Raw genomic sequence first — 17,748 nt, forward strand, 5'->3', positions numbered from 1 at the left:
TCACCGTGTGCTCCCCACCGGCTCGTCCACCGACGACGTGAGCTCCACACCGGCGGCGGACAGTGCCGATCGCACCCGACGCGCCAACGACACGGCGCCCGGCGAATCGCCGTGGACGCAGATGCTGGCGGGGCGGACGGCTGTCGGGCCGCCGTCCAGCGTGTCGACCACGCCTCGGGTCACGACCTGCACGACTCGGTCCGCGACCGCCTGGGGATCGTGGATGACCGCTCCGTCCATCGAGCGTGGCGCGAGGCGACCGTCAGCGAGGTAGGCCCGGTCCGCGAAGGCCTCGGTGATCGTCGAGAGCCCTCGAGCAGCAGCCGACTCCAGCAGCACCGATCCGGGCAGGGACATCACCCCGAGGGACGCATCGATCCGGCACACGGCGTCGACGATCGCCTCGGCCTGCTCGGTATCGTGCACCGCCGTGTTGTAGAGCGCGCCATGGGGCTTCGCGTACCGGACCTCGCCCCCTTCTGCGCGGGCGATCCCGGACAGGGCGGCCAGCTGGTAGGCGACGAGATCTGCCAGCTCCTCGCGCGCGATCGTCATGGGTCGCCGGCCGAACCCCGCGAGATCGGGATAGCCGACGTGCGCACCGATGCGCACGCCGTTGGCCACGGCACGGGAGACGGCACGGCGCATGACGGTGGGGTCACCGGCGTGGAAGCCGCACGCGATGTTCGCCGACGTGACGACGTCGAGCAGATCGTCGTCCGTTCCGAAGCCCCACCGGCCGTACCCCTCTGCGAGGTCGGCGTTGAGGTCGATCCGATGAGGGCGTGCCCGGGGCTCAGTCGCCGAGTCGCTCACGAGCAGCCTGCTGGGATCGTGCGTCCTCGAACGCGCTCACGGCGGCGGCACTGATCTGCGTGTCGTCGTCGAGCGTGCCACCGGACACGCCGACGGCGCCGATGACGTTCCCCGTCTCGTCCATGAGGGGGCGACCGCCCGCGAAGGTGACGAGTGGTCGGCCGTTCAGCGCCGTGTTCAGTCCGTAGAACGGACCTCCGGGCTGGACGGACGAGTCAAGCGCCCCGGACTCGGCGCGGAGCGACAAGGAGGTGTAGGCCTTGGCCACGGCGAGGTCACGCGCAGCCAGGATCGCGTCGGGGTCCGCGGCGAAGGCGAGCAGGTTTCCGCCGAGATCGACCACGGCCACCGCGGAGTGAGCCTCCCGCTGAGCGGCGTGGGCGAGAGCACCGGCCACTGCGGCCTGGGCGAGGTGGAGCTCGAGTCGAGTCACAGCAGGCCTCCGTCGATGATGACCGTCTGACCGGTCATGTAGGACGAGTCGTCCGTCGCGAGGAACGCGACGGCCTTGGCGATCTCCTGCGGAGTCCCCTGACGCTTCATCGGCACGGAGGAGGCGACCATCTCGTCGAGCACCTCGCGACCACCCATGTTCTCGATCGCGGGCGCGTTGAACGGAGTGTCGACCCAACCGGGCGCGAGGCAGTTCACGCGGATGCCCTCGTCCGCGAGCTCGTTCGCCAGCGCTCGCGAGAACGCCACGATCGCGCCCTTCGACGCCGAGTAGGCCACCTGACCGGGTCCGCCACGCACGCCGGCGATGGACGAGATGTTCACGATCGCTCCGCCGCCACCTTCGGCCAGGAGCGGCACGCCGTACTTGGCCGCCAGGAAGCACGTCTTGGGATTGACGCCCATCAGCTGGTCCCAGGTCCCCTCGTCGAACTGGGTGATCGGACCGGACCTCTGGATGCCAGCGTTGTTGACGACGGCGTCGAGTCGGCCGGCCCACTCCCGGACGCGCTCGATCAGCGCCGCCACGTCCGTCGCCGAGGTCATGTCGGCGTGGACGAAGATCGCCGTGCCGGCCTCGGAGAGCTCGGCCGCCACGGCGTTCCCGTTCGTCTCGTCGAGATCCGCGACGACGACCGCGTACCCACGGCCCACCAGCTCGCGCGCCGACGCCAGTCCGATGCCCGATGCCGCTCCCGTGACGATCGCGACGGGCTGCGTGAACCTCTCGCTCATGCCTCTGCTCCTTCGGCGGGGGTGGGTCGGAAGATCGGTCCGCGCTCGACGACTCGTTCGAGCATGTCGAGGTAGTCGCCGGTGTCGTCGACCAGCCGGCGGTCCTCCTGGCCCGGGTATCCCAGGGCGAGGCGGGCGCGGTCATCCATGTAGTAGGCGCCGGACACCAGAACACCGACGGCGACGAACGCCTCAGGATGCTGCTTCGCATAAGCGCGCAGCGCGTCCTCGAGGCCGGCGTCGATCGGCTCGAGGGTCTCCAGCGCGTGCAGGAGGTCGTCGCGGAGGTCGGGTCGCAGCCTCAGCGCCTCATCGATCCACCGATCCGCGACGCCGACCTCGGCACCCGAGGGCATCCCGGCCGCCGCGGGGATCAGCACGTCGAGGACACGGACCAGCGTCTCGCGCTGCGCCGTGTTCAGGGCAGTCGGACTCATGCCGATGGGCGTCGTCACGATGCCACCTCCTGGTCACGACGACCGGCGATGAGGTGACGGACCGCGCGCAGGGTGAGCGCCGCGATGGTCGCCGTCGGGTTCTGACCCGTCGAGGTCACGAAGGTGCTCCCGTCGTAGATGTAGAGGTTCGCGATGTCGTGGGACCGGCCGTACTGGTCGACGACGCTCGTCTCCGGGTCGTCTCCCATCCGCGTCGTTCCCAGCAGGTGCCAGCCACAGTCCCGCATGAGCGGGGTGTCGTAGGTCTCGATGGCGCCGGCGGCCAGGTGCGCCTCGCGCGCCCGCGCCAGGTGGAAGTCGAGCAGCCGGCGCGTGTTCTCGCTGGTCTTGTAGATGATCTTCGGAGCGGGAAGTCCGTCGGAGTCGACGAGCGAGTCCGACAGCACGACGCGATTGGCCTCGTCCGGGAGGTCCTCGGCGATGATGCCCCACTCGAACGACCGGCCGAACGTCCGGCGCGCCGCCTCGTGGAAGGAGGGACCCCACGCCGCGAGCGGGTCGGGCTCGCCGTCTGCGTCACCGTGCTCGGCATGGCCGCCGTAACCCGAGCGGTTGCCCAGCGGGCCACCTGCCGGCATGACCTGCCACTTCGCGCCGCGGACGAATCCACGGGACAGATCGGTCTCGTAGAACTCGTGAGAGACGATCGACTGACCGGCAGGACCCAGCCAGCTCTCCAGGTCCTCCTCGTAGACGCCGTTCACCGCCGCGTACGGGTGCATCATGAGGCGGCGCCCCACCAGGCCCGAGGAGTTCGCCAGACCGTGGTCGAAGCTGTCACGACCCGACATCAGCAGCAGACGCGGGGTGCCGACGCCGTTCGCCGCCACGATCACGGTCGAGGCCGCCACGTGGTGGCGCACGCCGTCGCGATCGATGTAGACGGCACCGTCCGCCAGCCCCTGCGCGTTGACGGTGATCTCGGCCACGCGCGCTCCGGTGATGAGCCGCACGCCTGCCCGGATGGCCTCCGGCCAGTGCGTCAGGTCGGCGCTGCCCTTCGCGCCCTCGGGGCACCCGGTCTGGCACGTGCCACGCCGCACGCACGCCTCGCGGCCGCGGTAGGCCTTGGACGCGATGGCGTTGGGCGCGGGCCACCAGTGCCAGCCCAGCTGGTCCATTCCCTGCGCCGCGCGCAGGCCGATCTTGCCGATCGGCAACGGCGGCAGCGGGGGCGCCTCCCCGTCGGGGTAGGTCGGGTCGTCACCGAGCCCCGCGGTGCCCATCTGCTGGTCGATGTCCTCGTAGAACGGCTGCAGGTCCTCGTAGGTCAACGGCCAGTCGTCGGCGACCCCGTCGAGCGTCCTGACGCGGAAGTCCGACGGGAGCGCACGCACCCAGTGGGCGCCGTAGAGGATCGTCGCGCCACCGACGCCGGCGTACATGAGCGGGTTGACGTCGGACTCGGTGACGTCGATCGGGTAGTCCGCCGCCCGGCCACGCACGTTCGGGTTGGGGTGCCAGTCACGCTGCGCGGACAGCTCCCAGTCCTTCGTGGCGCCCTTGAACGCCGCACGATGGGTCCAGTCGCCCTGCTCCAGGCAGGTGACGGAGAATCCGGCAGCGATGAGCTCGCTGGCGGCGATGGCTCCGGTGGGTCCGGCGCCGACGATGAGGACCTCGACTCGGTCGGGCTGTGCCATGGGATGACGCTCCTTGCGTTGCGTGGTGGGAGGCGGGCTCAGGCGCCGACGAGCCGGCGGGACTTGCCGATCGAGAGACGAGCGAGTCCGATGGCGACGATCAGAGCGGTGCCGTTGAAGACCGGCTCGACCCAGGACGGGACGCCGAGAATGGTCAGGCCGTTGACGCCGACGGCGAGCAGGTAGACCGAGAGCACGACGCCCAGGGGGTTGAAGAAGCCGAGCCGGAACGCCGCGAGGCTGAGGAACGCGGCCGCGAACGCCGGCAGGAAGTACGCGTTCGAGATCGACGGGTTGCCCGAGCCCACCCGAGCCGTGAGGACCAGGCCCGCCAGGGCTGCGAGCGTGGAGCAGGCGATCAGGGCCGTGGCGCGCGTCCGCGCGGTGTTCACGCCAGCGAGGCGGGCAGCGACCTCGGACGAGCCCACGGCGTACAGGTTGCGGCCCCACGGTCGACGTTCGAGGACGAACCACAGCACAGCGGCGACGACGATCATGTAGTACACCGGCAGCGGAAGGCCCAGGAACGACTTCGAGCCGAGGTTCGTCAGGGCGGCCGGCACACCCTCGTAGAGCACCGCTCCCCCGGTGTACCAGAGAACGATTCCGCCGAGGACGGTGCTGGTGCCCAGACTCACGACCACCGAGGGCAGGTCGAACTTCACGATGAGGAGCGCGTGGAGGAGTCCGACCACCGCGCCGACGGCGAGCACGGCCACGATCACGACCGGAACGGGAAGTCCCTGCTTGGCGGGCAGGCCGGCGGCCAGGATGGACGCCAGCCCCAGGACCGACGCCACGGACAGGTCGAAGTCGTTGGCGATCAGCGGGATCATCACCGCGAGCGCCAGGATCGTGAGGACGGCGCTCTCGACGAGGATCGTCCGCAGGTTGGCGCTGTTGGCGAAGGACACCGGCCGCAGGATGCTGAAGACGACGAGGAGGAGGATGAACAGGCCCACCATGCCGAAGCGGGGCAGGATCGCGCGAAGTCGGTGCGCGGGCGGGACGGCGGTGGATGCGGTCGACACGTCGGTCGTCTCCGATCGGGTGCTGGATGTGGTCACGATGCTCTTCCTGGTGGTCAGTGCATCGCACTGAGAATGTCGGTGATGACGACGTCCTCGCGCCGGGCGTCGAGGACGACGCGACCCGCGCGAAGGACGACGACGCGGTCGCAGAAGTCGATGATCTCCTCGGGTTCGACCGCGGTCAGCAGGACGCCGGCACCGGTCTCCGCCGTCATGCGGAGCCGGCGCAGGATGTCCTGCTTCGCCCAGACGTCGATCCCCTGGGTGGGCTCCTCCGCGACGATGGCGGCCGGCTCGATCGCCAGCCAGCGACCGAGGATCGCCTTCTGCTGGTTGCCGCCGCTCAGCGTCAGGATCGACGCCTCGGGGTCGCGCGGCTTGACGCTCAGCTCTTCGGTCCACCGGGCCGCGAGCGCCTGCTCGCGACGTCGCGAGATCCCCCCTGCACGGATGGTCCGCGCGAGACTGCGGACCGAGATGTTCTCCCGCACGGTCAGTCCCGGCAGGACGCCGCGGCGCGGCCGGTCGCTGGGGACGTAGCCGATGCGGCGCGCGCGGGCGTCGCCTGCGGTGAGGGGCCGACCCTCGAACTCGACGGTGCCCGCGCGAGCGATCTCGCGTCCGGCGGCCAGCGCACCGAGGCGCTCCAGCCCGCTGCCCACCATGCCGAAGGCGCCGACGATCTCGCCTCCGTAGATGTCCAGATCCAGGTCGTCGATGGTGTCGTCGTGCAGCGCGCGGATCGACAGGACGGGCTCAGCGGTCCGCACGGCGGCCCTCGCCTCGTGAGTGGTGTGCACGGGCGCGTCCCCGACCATCAGCTGCACCATGTCCGGGATGGCCAGATCCGCGGTCGGGCCGGTGAAGACCGACTCGCCGTTGCGCAGGACCGTGACCGTGTCGGCGAGATCCTTGACCTCTTGCAGGCGGTGGGTGATGAAGACGATGCCGACCCCGCGTGCCGCGAAGGCCTTCATGGCATCGGCGAGCAGACCGATCTCGTGCGAGGGAAGCGCTGAGGTCGGCTCGTCGAGGACGAGGGAGTCGATCGCCGCTCCGCGGGAGCGGTCCAGCGCCCGAGCGCAGGCGATGATCGCCTGGTTGGCCAGGCTCAGGCTGGCGAGCTGCTGGTCCAGCGTGTTCTCGAGGCCGAACTCGGCGAGGGCGTTGCGGGCCCGCTTCGCCTCGGTCTTCCAGTCGATCTGTCCGAAGCGCATCGCCATCGGTCGACCGATGACGAAGTTCTCCAGGACGGTGAGGCTGGGGAGGAGGCCCAGGTCCTGGTGGACGAAGGCCACCTCCCCCATGCTGACGGTGCCCTCGTCCGCGCTGTGGTAGCCGTCCATCACCTTGACGAGGGTGGACTTGCCGGATCCGTTGAGGCCGATGAGGGCGTGGATGGAGCCGGGGGCCACCTCGAGCGAGACGTTGCGCAGCGCCTTCGTCGCCCCGAAGGTCTTGCTGACGTTCTCGATCCGGATGGGCTGATGACCCGCGGTCGAGGGCACCTGACTCACTTCGCGTCCCAGATCTTCTGGTACTCGGCGGCGTAGTCGATGTCGCCGGTCCACGGGCCGCCGGGCTCGATGCTGTCGATGTTCTCGGCGGTGATCAGGCGGATCGGGACGTTCTGCTCGACGGCCTCCTCGCCGGCCAGCATGCGGTTCATGTTGTCCATGGCCGCCCAGGTGCCCCACTCCATCGCGCCACCGACGCTGGCGGCGAGATCGCCCTTGCGGATGAGGTCGAGCGCCGGGGAGACGCCGTTGAAGGTGCCGACCTTGACCTGGTCGAGGATGCCGGCCTGCTTCATCGACGGGATGGCGGCGAGCATGGCGGCGTCGTAGGACGCGATCATGACGTTGAGGTTCGGGTCCTTGCGCGCCGCCGTCACCGCGAGCTGCGGAAGTCGGGTCGCGGCGTCACCAGCGGTGAAGTCCTGGCTGTCGACGAGCTCGCACGAGGAGCACGACTCGATCTCCTTCTGCGCCACCTCGGTCCAGGCGTAGGGAGCGTTGAACTCCGGCGAGTTGAGGACGTAGGCGTTCGTGGCGCCCTCGGTCTTCCAGATCATGTAGGCCGCCATGGCCTTGCCCTGATCCTCGATGCTGGCCTGCACGTCGTAGGAGACGCCCGACTCGGAGACCTCGTTCAGCGAGTCGTAGCTGCCGACCACCAGACCGGCGTCACGGGCGGCCTTGACCTGCCCCTTCACCGAGCTGGCCGACACGGCGTCGAGGATGATGCCGTCGGCTCCGTCGTCGATGGCCTCCTGGATGGTGCGGCTGTAGACGCGCGGATCGAACTTGCCGTCCACCACCTTGACGTCCCACCCGAGAGCCTTGCCGGCTTCGGCAGCGGCCTTGCCCGGGAGGTTGCAGCCCTCCGCCTCGAAGCCGCACGTCAGGAAGACCACCTTCTTGCCGGGCTGCGCCGCGGGTCCTTCGGTGGGGCCGGTGAACTCGGTGACCGGCTCCATCGCCTTCTCGGCAACGGCCTGGTACTCGGCGGTGTCGGCAGCGCTGCCGCTCGCGGCACCGGGATCCTCACTGCACGCGGCGAGCAACAACAGGGGTGTGGCGGCCAGGGCCGCCACCGCCATCCGCACGGGGCGCTTCTTCAACATGCCGTTCTTCCTTCTCATCAGGAGTCGGGGAGTCCCGATTCTCGGGGGAGGTGGCGCAGGCCACAGCAGGAACATACGGATTGTTCACACATTAGGCAATACCCAAATTCCGATGTGACGGGGTTTTTACCTTGATGCAACACGGGGCATTGTGCGGATCGCGATGTCCCCTTAGCCTGAGCGGCACCGCAACGCGCGGTTGTTCACGCATCACAAGAAGGATCCCATGACCGATCTGACGTCTCCGGACGCCGTCGCGGCGCTCTTCTCCGGCTCCAGCAAGCCGACGTTCGCCACGACGGGCGAGCGCGTCGCCGACGTCCTGCGAAACCTGTTGATCGAGGGCCGCCTGGAACCGGGATCGCACCTGCCGGAAGAGGCGTTCGCGCACGGCCTCAACGTCTCGCGGAACACCCTGCGCGAGGCGCTGCGGCTACTGGCCCACGAGGGGCTGGTCGTTCACGAGGTCAATCGCGGGATCTTCGTCCGCAGGCTCACCGCCGAGGACATCATCTCGATCTACCAGGTGCGAGAGTTCATCGAGGTCGCAGCGGTACGCAGCGCGTCGACCCACTCCCCCGCAGGCATCTCCCGCGCTCGACTGGCCGTCACGCAGGCCCTCGAGGCGGCCGAGGCCGGCGACTGGAACGGCGTCGGCACGGCGAACATGCGCTTCCACAACGCCTTGGTGGCGCTGGCGGGCAACGAGCGCATCAACGCCATGACCCGCCAGACCCTGGCCGAGCTGCGCCTGGCCTTCCACGTCATGCAACCGCTCAAGCCGTTCCACGAGCCCTACCTGCCGGTCAACCAGATCATCTGCCGCCTCCTGGAGGACGGCCGCACCGACGAGGCCGCCGATCACCTGACGTCCTACCTCCACACGGCTCGGGACCAGCTCGTCGACGCCTATCGCGCTCGCGCGGGTCACGACGTCTGAGAGGTTCGGCACACTCGGCAGACTCGCGAGTAACGGGGATTGCAGGGTAGAAACGCTGTCGTGTCTGCTCCCGGAGTGTCCAACTCGATCACCGTCCGCCTCACCGTTCCTGCCGGCGGCTCCGGCGTGAGCGCGCTGAGCGCGTGCGTCGAGGAGGCCGGTGGGCTCGTCACCGCGCTCGACGTGACGGGCTCGGGCGTCGACGTGCTGCAGATCGACCTCACGTGCGCGGCGTCCGAGGGCGACGGGGCCGCCGAGCGCGTGGTCGACGCCCTGCGCCACCTCGAGGACGTCGAGATCCTCAAGGTCTCCGACCGGACGTTCCTCATGCACCTGGGCGGGGTCATCGAGACCGCCTCGAAGCACCCGCTGCGGAACCGCGACGACCTCTCGATGATCTACACGCCCGGCGTCGCCCGGATCTGCAACGCCATCGCCGCCGACCCCGAGGACGCGCGCCGGCTCACGGTCAAGCGCAACAGCGTCGCCGTGGTCAGCGACGGCTCGGCGGTCCTCGGCCTGGGCAACATCGGCCCGTACGCGGCCCTGCCCGTCATGGAGGGCAAGGCGGCGCTGTTCAAGTCGTTCGCCGGCATCGACGCCTGGCCGATCGTGCTGGACACGCAGGACGTCGACCAGATCGTCGAGACGGTCGCGGCGATCGCGCCGGGCTTCGCGGGGATCAACCTCGAGGACATCTCGGCGCCACGCTGCTTCGAGGTCGAGCGTCGGCTGCGCGAGCGACTCGACATCCCGGTGTTTCACGACGACCAGCACGGCACGGCGATCGTCGTCCTCGCAGCGCTGACGAACGCGCTGCGCGTGGTGGAGAAGGAGCTCGCACATGTGCGCATCGTGCTCGCCGGCGCGGGCGCCGCGGGCACGGCGATCCTCAAGCTGCTGCTGACCGCCGGCGCGCGCAACGTCGTGGTCTGCGACGTCGACGGCGTCGTCCACCGCGGCCGCGAGAACGACCACGAGTCGCTGCGCTGGATCGCCGAGCACACCAACCCCGACGACGTCACGGGCACCCTCAAGGAGGTCCTGCCCGGCGCGGAGGTCTTCATCGGCGTCAGCGCCCCGAACATCATCGACGGCGACGACGTCGCGGCCATGGGCGAGGACGCCATCGTGTTCGCACTGGCGAACCCGACGCCCGAGATCGACCCGGCCGTCGCCCGCCGCACGGCGCGCGTCGTGGCGACCGGGCGCTCGGACTACCCCAACCAGATCAACAACGTCCTCGCGTTCCCCGGCACGTTCCGCGGCCTGCTCGACGCCCAGAGCCACGACATCCCCGCGGGCGCCCTCGTGGCCGCGGCCGAGGCCATCGCCGACGCCGTCACCCACGGCGAGCTCAACGCGAACTACATCATCCCGAGCGTCTTCCACCCCGGCGTGCACCACGCCGTCGCCAAGGCCGTCCAGGACGCCGCCGACCCCAGCTTCACGTTCACGGAGTTCGGCGACTCCTGGTGAGACGGCCGGCTAGGGCCGGATGAAGGGGACGAGGCGGCGCAACTGGGTGACGTGGGCGGGCTCGAGCTCCGCGATGGAGGAGGCCCCGAGCAGCTTCATCGTGCGCACGATCTCCGTCTCGAGGATCTCGATCGTGCGGTCCACGCCCTGGCGCCCGCCCGCCATCAACCCATAGAGGTAGGCGCGGCCGATCATGGTGAAGTCCGCCCCGAGCGCCATGCACGCGACGATGTCGGCGCCGTGCATGATCCCGGTGTCGACGCCGATCTCCAGGTCGGCGCCCACCTCGCGCACGACGTCGGGCAGGAGGTGGAACGGGACCGGGGCGCGGTCCAGCTGGCGGCCGCCGTGGTTGGACAGCACGATGCCGTCCACCCCGCGGTCGGCCAGGGCGCGCGCGTCCTCGAGGTTCTGCACGCCCTTGACCACGATCCTCCCCGGCCACAGCCCACGGATGACGTCGAGGTCGTCGTAGGAGATCGTCGGGTCCATCGCGGCATCGAGCAGCTCGCCCACGGTGCCGCCGGTGGAGCTGAGGGAGGCGAACTCGAGCTTCGGCGTGGTGAGGAAGTCGTACCACCACCACGGTCGGACGGCCGCGTTGAGGATGGTCTTCAGGGCGATCTGCGGCGGGATCGAGAACCCGTTCCGGCGGTCGCGCAGACGAGCCCCGGCGACGGGCGTGTCGACGGTGAACTGCAGGGTGTCGAAGCCGGCAGCGGCCGCCCGGCGCGTCAGGTCGTACGAGATCTCCCGGTCACGCATGACATACAGCTGGAACCAGTTCCGGCCGTCCGGATTGGCCGCCTTCACGTCCTCGATCGACGTCGTGCCCAGCGTGGAGAGCGTGAACGGGATGCCCGCGGCGCCCGCCGCACCGGCGCCGGCGATCTCCCCCTCGGTCTGCATGAGGCGGGTGAAGCCCGTGGGCGCGATCGCGAACGGAAGCCGCGACGGCCCGCCGAGGATCGTGGTCGAGGTGTCCACCGAGACAGCGGGTCGCAGCACGCGCGGGTGGAACTCGACGTCCTCGAACGCCTGCCGAGCCCGCGCCAGGGACAGCTCGTTCTCGGCCGCGCCGTCGGTGTAGTCGAAGGCGGCACGCGGCGTCCGACGCGCCGCGATGCGCCGCAGGTCGTGGATGGTCAGCGCGGCGTCGAGCCGTCGCCGCCTGGCGCTCCAGACCGGCTTCTTGAAGCGGAGGAGGTCGAAGACCTCCCTCGGACGCGGCAGCTGACGTTGGGCCATGACTCAACCTCTCACGGCTACGGTGGACGGATGCCGACCGCTTCCCGCTGGGGCGCCCTGGCGCTCGTCGCGCGTCCGCTCTACATCGCGACGGAGATCTTCGTCGCCGCCGCGGTGATCGGCGACTACAGCCTCCTGGCCGACACCGTGAGCAGACTGGGCGAGACCGGCTGCGCGCCCGACTACTGCTCGGTCCGCCACGCCTGGATGAACGGATCGTTCGTGGCGTTCGGCCTGCTGCTGGCCGGCAGTGCGGTGACGCTGAGCCGTCGGCTCGGCCCGTGGGCGACGGGCCTGCTGGTGGTCTCGGGACTGAGCTCGGTCGCGACGGGCCTGACGCCACAGGATCAGCACCCCACCGCCCACGTGATCGCCGCGACCCCTCTGTTCGTCGCCCAGCCGGCAGCGCTCGTGGCACTGGCGTTCCACATCCGCGACGAACAGCCGATCCTGGCGCGCGTGATGCTGGGCGGTGGCGTGGTCACCGGCGCCGGCGCCGCGGCGTTCATCCTCGCCGGGGACGAGTACGCGGGCCTGTTCGAGCGCCTCGCTCTGTGGCCCGTGGTGATCCTGCTTGCCGTCTACGGCGTCGTCCTGAGCAGGGCGAGCCGCTGCAGCTCGTCCTGGTAGGCGCGATAGGCGTCGCGCAGGTCGGCCGCGGGCCAGTGCGGCGGGCGCAGGGCCGCCGGCAGCAGCGGATCGGTGCTGAGGTGGTGCACGAGCATCGCGGCCGCAGCGAGGCGAGATGCCGGCTCCCGGACGCTCGCGAGCCGCTCCAGCAGTTCTTCACCCTCACGCGCCCAGCCGCCGAGGTCCCACAGGCGCGCGGTCAGCTCCTCGGGATCCTGCTCCGGCGTCGCCCTGAAGGTCCGCAGCACGGGGTCGACCGGGGACGCGCGGGTGAGGTTCGCCGGACGGGTCCAGACGCCCTCTCGCAGCTCCGCGAGACGGCGGGCCGCCAGCGCGTCGCGAAGGGAGGCGCGCTCCGCACCCGAGCGGCCGGAGACGACCACGATCGCCATCTCCCACGTGCCGTCCCAGGCCGTCTCGGCGTCCCGCACGGCCTCGTCCTGGTGCTGCTGGCGTCGCAGCAGGCGGTCGCCGAGTCGGTAGCCGGCGTCGGTGCGCCGCAGGTCGCCGTCGGCCACGGCGCGGGTGACCGCGACGCGCACCGTCGAGGGCGCGATGCCGAAGTACTGGCCGGCACGGGTGAGGTCGGCCGGCGTGAACGGCTCCGGGTGCGCGCCGAGCACCAGGCTCAGGACCGTCGACCGCGCGGAGAGCGACGCGGGAGCGACACGCTGGGAAGCCACGGCCCCATCCTCGCACGCTACGCATCTGGACACGACTGTTGTCGAATATGTAACATCGCGGCATGACGAGTGCCACCCACGAGGTGTTCAACCAGGTGCCGCCGCTGACGGGGCACAACACGGCCGCGGACCCCGCACTGCGCGAGGGCCTCGAGCGCGAGGGCGCCGGCTGGGCGCTCCCCGAGATCGACGAGCTGGGACGGCTCGCCGGCACGGCGGAGGCGCAGGACTGGGGCCGGCTCGCCGAGCGCGTGCCGCCGCGCCTCCACACGCACGACCGCTACGGACACCGCGTGGACGAGGTCGAGTACGTCCCGGCGTACCACCAGCTGATGCGCACCGCGGTCGAGCACGGCCTGCACGGGGCGCCGTGGGCCGACGACCGTCCCGGTGCGCACGTCGCCCGCGCGGCCAAGTTCTTCACCTGGAACGTCGACGCCGGCCACGGCTGCCCGATCTCGATGTCCTACGCCGTCGTTCCCGCCCTGCGCGCCAACCCCGAGCTCGCCGCGCGGTTCGAGCCGCTGCTGACGAACCGCGAGTACGACTTCGGCCTGCGCGACCCCGAGACGAAGCGCGGCCTGATCGCGGGCATGTCCATGACCGAGAAGCAGGGTGGCTCCGACGTCCGCGCGAACACCACCACGGCCACCCGGCAGCCGGACGGCACCTACGTCCTGCGCGGTCACAAGTGGTTCACCAGCGCGCCGATGAGCGACCTGTTCCTCACGCTCGCGCAGACTCCCGCCGGCGTCTCGTGCTTCCTCGTGCCGCGCGTCCTGCCCGGCGGCGAGCGGAACGCGATGCGGTTCATGCGGCTCAAGGACAAGCTGGGCAACCGGTCGAACGCCTCCTCGGAGATCGAGTACGACGCGGCCGTCGCGTGGCTCGTCGGCGAGGAGGGCCGCGGCGTCCGCACCATCGTCGAGATGGTCAACATGACGCGCCTCGACTGCGTGATCGGCTCCGCCTCCGGCATGCGCTCAGCGCTCACAATGGCCGCCCACCACGCCCGACACCGGTCGGCGTTCGGGAAGCGGCTCGTCGACCAGCCCGCGATGCGCAACGTGCTGGCCGACCTGCAGGTCGAGTCCGAGGCCGCGACCACCGCGATGCTGCGGCTCGCGGGAGCGAACGACCGCGCCACCCACGGGGACGAGGGCGAGGCCGCGCTGCGCCGCATCGCGCTCGCCGTCACCAAGTACTACGTCTGCAAGCGGGCGCCCTCCATGGTCAACGAGGCGCTGGAGTGCCTCGGCGGCAATGGGTACATCGAGGACTTCGACGTCGCGCGCATCTATCGCGAGATGCCGCTGCTCTCCATCTGGGAGGGCTCGGGCAACGTCGCCGCGCTCGACGCGCTGCGCGCCATGACCAAGGAGCCGCACACGCTCGACGCGTTCTTCGCCGAGGCCGAGCTCGCGAGCGGGGCGGACCGCCGGTACGACGCCGCGGTCGACCGGCTCAAGAAGGAGTTCACCTCGTTCGACGACCTCGAGTTCCGTGCCCGGCGCATCGTCGAGCAGATGGCCCTCGTCTTCCAGGGCAGCCAGCTCGTCCGGCACGCGCCGGCGGCGGTCGCGGACGCCTTCACCGGCTCGCGCCTCGACCGCGACTGGGGCGGCGCCTTCGGCACGCTCCCCCCGCGCGCCGACGTCGCCGAGATCATCGACCGCGCGATGCCGGCCTGAACGATGTCCGTCACGATCACCCGGGACGGCCCGGTCACGACGATCGGGATCGCGCGGCCCGAGGCCCGCAACGCCGTGGACCGGGCCACCGCGGAGGCGCTCGTCGAGGCGTTCGCGGCCTTCGACGCCGACGCGGAGGCCAGCGTCGCCGTGCTCCACGGCGAGGGCGGGACGTTCTGCGCCGGAGCAGACCTGAAGGCGCTCGCCGCCGGTGACCCCAACCGGTTCGAGCCCGACGGCGACGGACCCATGGGACCCACGCGGATGCGGCTCGGCAAGCCCGTCATCGCGGCGATCGAGGGTCACGCCGTCGCCGGCGGCCTCGAGCTGGCGGTCTGGGCCGACCTGCGCGTCGTGGCGCAGGACGCGGTGCTCGGCGTCTTCTGCCGGCGCTGGGGCGTGCCGCTCATCGACGGCGGCACGGTCCGCCTGCCGCGCCTCATCGGCACGAGCGTCGCGATGGACCTGATCCTCACCGGACGCGCGGTCGAGGCCGACGAGGCCCTGCGCATCGGCCTGGCCAACCGCGTCGTGCCGCCGGGCGAGGCCCTCGCCGCCGCTCAGCAGCTCGCGCGCGAGATCGCCGCGTTCCCGCAGACGTGCCTGCGCGAGGACCGCCTCTCGGTGATCGAGCAGGAGGGTCTCGACGAGCAGGCGGCGCTGGCCGCCGAGTACCGCCACGGCGTCGTGTCCATCGACGCCGGCATGGTCGCCGGGGCGACCCGGTTCGCCGAAGGCGCCGGCCGACACGGCGCCTTCGACGACTGAACTCGAGCCCATGAAGGTCATGGGGAGTCTGTGTACGGCAAGCAGGCTGACGGCGACCTGGGAGCGCGCCCCTCGGAGCCGGCGCCGGTCATGCAGGCGTCCGGGTCCCGTAGGCACGCATGAACACGCGTGCGCCGTCCGCCATGACGTGCCGGACATGCTCGAGGTCTGCACGCCGGCGAAGCGGTTCGTTCAGCACCCGCAGGGTGGTGAGGGCATGGAAGTGGTCGGCGGCAAGGCGGGGGTCCTCGACGTCGAGCAGACCGATGCTCGCGAAACGGGCAAGCCGCTCGGCCAACGCGTCTGCATGCGCCCGGTCCAGGGGTGATCGTCCAGCTCAGGCAGCGGGCGCGCTGGCGATCATGGTCACCGTCGCCCTACTCGTCCCCGCTCTCGCTCCGGGAATGCCCGGCCTCGTCGGTGACGTCGCAGGAACCTACTGGCCCATCACCACCCTCTGGACGACGCTTGCCGCCCATCTGGTCCTCAGGACACGCGACGCCTGAGGGCGGAGCCGTGGGCGGTGGCCACGGCCGAGATCGACCGTGGCCACCGTCGGATTCACATGGCGGCAGCGGCCGGCTCTCGGCCGGTCAGTGCCAGCAGGTCGTCCCCGTCGATGCGGTAGGTCTCCCACACGTCCATCTGGTCGCCGCCGTGACTGACCAGGGCGCTGCGCAGGGGGTTGCTGCTGATCACCTGCCCCTCCAGACGGGTGTAACCCTGATCGACGGCGAGTCGTGCGAGCTCGGTCATCAGGATCAGACCCGTGCCCTGGCCCCTGGCCTCAGGGTCCACGTAGAAGTCCTCGACGTGGATGCCCGGCGCGGCGTCCCAGGTCGAGTACGTGCGGTACCAGAGCACCATCCCGGTGATGCGCCCGTCCCGTTCGGCCACGTGAGCCCTCAGGGTGGGATCGGTTCCGAAGAGCTGGATGCGCAGGATGGGCCAGGTCATCCGGCAGGATTCACCTTCGCCATGGAAATCGGCGAGGGCCTGGATCATCTCGGCCAATCTGGGCACGTCGGTCACGCGGGCCGGACGGACGTGAGTGGATGGGGAACGGGGGTTGTTCTTCATCAGGTGTCCTTTCACGGGGACGGAGCAGGTGATCCGTCCTGTGTGTCGGGACATTGCCATCAAGAGTCCGATGAGCCATAGGGGCTGTGCAGCAGTTGGACTCGCCGGACGAAGCGCTCGGCGTCCTCACCCGGCGTGGGCACACAGATCGTGGTGGCGACGGACGCATCGAGACCCAGGGCCGTCTGCGCCTCGTCGTCGATGAGCAGCTTCGCCTGCTGAGCCTGGGCTGGCTTGAACAGGGCGACGAAAGCCCAGTCCGCGAGTCGTCCCCAGCGCACGCCGGGGAACATCATCTCCAGGCGCCGGGCGACGACGAACATGGTCTCGTCCTCACGGGCCCCAGCGTCTGCGGGGAGAACGTCCACGCGGACTGCTGCGTGCCTGCTCGTCGTGGCAGCGCGCAGGAGGTCGATGGTCTCGCGCTGGTTGAGGGTCTGCGTGGCAGGGTCGTGACCGGCGAGGGCTCCGGAGATCGAGGGGAACGACGACGTACTCACGCTCGACCGCACGGGCCGCAGCATCACCACCCAGTCGCTCCGTCCTGTTCGCGAGGTGGGATCGACCCGGTGGATGTGGGCGGAGGTGCGCATGCGCCCACCCACGAGGTCGAGGTCGATCCGCTCGCCATCCTCGAAGGGAAGCGGGCGACCGAGAATGTCCGCTGCCGTGAGCTCGCGTTCTGACCGCTCTCCCGTGATCAGCTCGATGAGCCGATCGGCTGGTCCGTTCCAGTCCTTGAGCCGGCCCAAGTGGTCGAACACGAACAGGAAGACGCCGATGGCGTTGAGCAGACTGTCGGCACGGGCTCGCGACGTGCTCCAATCGTCCGGGTGGCGCGCGACCCAGACGGCGAAGAGGGCGGCCAGGACCAGCACGAAGTGCGTCTGGTCGCTGGCTGAGACCTCCATCGCGATGATCGCGATCACCAGGACCTGGGACGTGAGGACGAAGATCCGAACGCGACGCTGAGGGTGCCGTTGACGGATGTTCAACGTCAGGATCACGCTCAGCAGCAGGGCGAAGCAGTAGGCCGCGTGGACGATGAACGGCGCGGTGCGACGGAACTCGGCCGAGGTGAGGTCCGGGTACACCACCAGGCGGACGAACACGATCACGATCGGCTCGATGAAGAAGACGATCATCACGAGGGTGGGTATCGACCATCGACCCGACACGAGGCGCTGGGCAGCCACGAAGGCGGCGGCTGCGGCGGAGGCGGCGGCCGCGAGAATGCAGGCGTTCGCGCTGGCGTTCGGGCCGGGCTCGGCGTAGTTCCAGGCAGCGCCGGCCGACCAGAGGGCCGCAGCAAGGCACAGGATGGCGATCGGTCGCGCGGCAGCAGAGGTCCGCACCGGCAGAAGGAGGCACGCAGCGACCAGAGCGATGGAGGCTGCAGCCAGACTCGCTCCGATCACCTGCTCATTGTCGCGCATGGTCACCGAGCGCGGGCCCGATGGCCCCACA

The 17,748-nt window shown here is 70.3% G+C and carries 18 protein-coding genes; 5 read left to right on the top strand and 13 right to left on the bottom strand.

Annotation, left to right across the window (positions count from 1 at the left end; translation table 11 throughout):
• Genes BJ975_RS11020 through BJ975_RS11055 form a run of 8 tightly spaced genes read right to left on the bottom strand, consistent with a single transcriptional unit; the run spans position 1 to position 7,762 of the window.
• Positions 1 to 816, bottom strand: a complete 816-nt coding sequence (locus BJ975_RS11020) for a LamB/YcsF family protein (protein WP_317628338.1) — start codon at positions 814 to 816, stop codon at positions 1 to 3.
• Positions 797 to 1,249, bottom strand: a complete 453-nt coding sequence (locus BJ975_RS11025) for a GlcG/HbpS family heme-binding protein (RefSeq protein WP_179425833.1) — start codon at positions 1,247 to 1,249, stop codon at positions 797 to 799. Before BJ975_RS11025 ends, BJ975_RS11020 begins: the two co-directional genes overlap by 20 nt.
• On the bottom strand, positions 1,246 to 2,004 hold the full coding sequence (locus BJ975_RS11030; protein WP_179425835.1) for an SDR family NAD(P)-dependent oxidoreductase: 759 nt from the start codon (positions 2,002 to 2,004) through the stop codon (positions 1,246 to 1,248). Before BJ975_RS11030 ends, BJ975_RS11025 begins: the two co-directional genes overlap by 4 nt.
• On the bottom strand, positions 2,001 to 2,459 hold the full coding sequence (locus BJ975_RS11035) for a hypothetical protein (protein ID WP_179425838.1): 459 nt from the start codon (positions 2,457 to 2,459) through the stop codon (positions 2,001 to 2,003). Before BJ975_RS11035 ends, BJ975_RS11030 begins: the two co-directional genes overlap by 4 nt.
• Positions 2,456 to 4,105: a GMC family oxidoreductase gene (locus tag BJ975_RS11040; protein ID WP_179425840.1), complete on the bottom strand. Its 1,650-nt coding sequence runs from the start codon at positions 4,103 to 4,105 to the stop codon at positions 2,456 to 2,458. Before BJ975_RS11040 ends, BJ975_RS11035 begins: the two co-directional genes overlap by 4 nt.
• A 38-nt stretch (positions 4,106 to 4,143) precedes the next feature.
• On the bottom strand, positions 4,144 to 5,172 hold the full coding sequence (locus BJ975_RS11045) for an ABC transporter permease (protein WP_179425842.1): 1,029 nt from the start codon (positions 5,170 to 5,172) through the stop codon (positions 4,144 to 4,146).
• A 17-nt stretch (positions 5,173 to 5,189) separates the two neighbouring features.
• Positions 5,190 to 6,653, bottom strand: coding sequence for a sugar ABC transporter ATP-binding protein (locus BJ975_RS11050; RefSeq protein WP_179425844.1), 1,464 nt, complete (start codon positions 6,651 to 6,653; stop codon positions 5,190 to 5,192).
• Entirely contained in the window at positions 6,650 to 7,762 is a 1,113-nt protein-coding gene (locus tag BJ975_RS11055) for a sugar ABC transporter substrate-binding protein (protein ID WP_179425846.1), read from the bottom strand. Before BJ975_RS11055 ends, BJ975_RS11050 begins: the two co-directional genes overlap by 4 nt.
• Before the next feature lie 226 nt (positions 7,763 to 7,988).
• Between BJ975_RS11055 and BJ975_RS11060 the strand changes: the two genes are divergently transcribed.
• Positions 7,989 to 8,702, top strand: coding sequence for a GntR family transcriptional regulator (locus tag BJ975_RS11060; RefSeq protein ID WP_179425848.1), 714 nt, complete (start codon positions 7,989 to 7,991; stop codon positions 8,700 to 8,702).
• Between the two features lie 60 nt (positions 8,703 to 8,762).
• The gene (locus tag BJ975_RS11065) at positions 8,763 to 10,181 is read left to right on the top strand and encodes an NAD-dependent malic enzyme (RefSeq protein ID WP_317628337.1); all 1,419 of its coding nucleotides are present in this window, start codon (positions 8,763 to 8,765) and stop codon (positions 10,179 to 10,181) included.
• 9 nt (positions 10,182 to 10,190) lie between these two features.
• On the opposite strand, the gene BJ975_RS11070 is transcribed toward BJ975_RS11065, so the two are convergent.
• Complete coding sequence (locus BJ975_RS11070) at positions 10,191 to 11,429, bottom strand: alpha-hydroxy acid oxidase (protein WP_179425852.1); 1,239 nt, start codon at positions 11,427 to 11,429, stop codon at positions 10,191 to 10,193.
• A gap of 30 nt (positions 11,430 to 11,459) precedes the next feature.
• On the opposite strand from BJ975_RS11070, the gene BJ975_RS11075 reads away from it, so the two are divergent.
• A complete protein-coding gene (locus BJ975_RS11075; protein WP_179425854.1) occupies positions 11,460 to 12,059 on the top strand; it encodes a DUF998 domain-containing protein in 600 nt (199 codons plus the stop codon).
• Here BJ975_RS11075 and BJ975_RS11080 read toward each other — a convergent pair.
• On the bottom strand, positions 12,011 to 12,742 hold the full coding sequence (locus BJ975_RS11080) for a PaaX domain-containing protein, C- domain protein (RefSeq protein ID WP_179425856.1): 732 nt from the start codon (positions 12,740 to 12,742) through the stop codon (positions 12,011 to 12,013). The genes BJ975_RS11075 and BJ975_RS11080 overlap by 49 nt on opposite strands.
• Positions 12,743 to 12,804: 62 nt before the next feature.
• Between BJ975_RS11080 and BJ975_RS11085 the strand changes: the two genes are divergently transcribed.
• The gene (locus BJ975_RS11085; protein WP_179425858.1) at positions 12,805 to 14,433 is read left to right on the top strand and encodes an acyl-CoA dehydrogenase family protein; all 1,629 of its coding nucleotides are present in this window, start codon (positions 12,805 to 12,807) and stop codon (positions 14,431 to 14,433) included.
• Between the two features lie 3 nt (positions 14,434 to 14,436).
• Positions 14,437 to 15,201, top strand: coding sequence for a crotonase/enoyl-CoA hydratase family protein (locus BJ975_RS11090; RefSeq protein ID WP_179425860.1), 765 nt, complete (start codon positions 14,437 to 14,439; stop codon positions 15,199 to 15,201).
• A gap of 88 nt (positions 15,202 to 15,289) precedes the next feature.
• Here BJ975_RS11090 and BJ975_RS17280 read toward each other — a convergent pair whose 3' ends face one another.
• The 3 genes from BJ975_RS17280 to BJ975_RS11105 form a co-directional block, all read right to left on the bottom strand.
• Positions 15,290 to 15,499 carry a TetR/AcrR family transcriptional regulator C-terminal domain-containing protein gene (locus tag BJ975_RS17280; protein WP_218845857.1) on the bottom strand — a complete coding sequence of 70 codons (210 nt, stop codon included), beginning with the start codon at positions 15,497 to 15,499 and terminating at the stop codon, positions 15,290 to 15,292.
• A 263-nt stretch (positions 15,500 to 15,762) separates the two neighbouring features.
• On the bottom strand, positions 15,763 to 16,281 hold the full coding sequence (locus tag BJ975_RS11100; RefSeq protein WP_179425862.1) for a GNAT family N-acetyltransferase: 519 nt from the start codon (positions 16,279 to 16,281) through the stop codon (positions 15,763 to 15,765).
• Between the two features lie 59 nt (positions 16,282 to 16,340).
• Complete coding sequence (locus tag BJ975_RS11105; protein WP_179425864.1) at positions 16,341 to 17,717, bottom strand: hypothetical protein; 1,377 nt, start codon at positions 17,715 to 17,717, stop codon at positions 16,341 to 16,343.
• Between the last annotated feature and the right edge of the window lie 31 nt (positions 17,718 to 17,748).

The organism is Aeromicrobium tamlense, assembly GCF_013408555.1.
GTDB classification, from domain to species: domain Bacteria; phylum Actinomycetota; class Actinomycetes; order Propionibacteriales; family Nocardioidaceae; genus Aeromicrobium; species Aeromicrobium tamlense.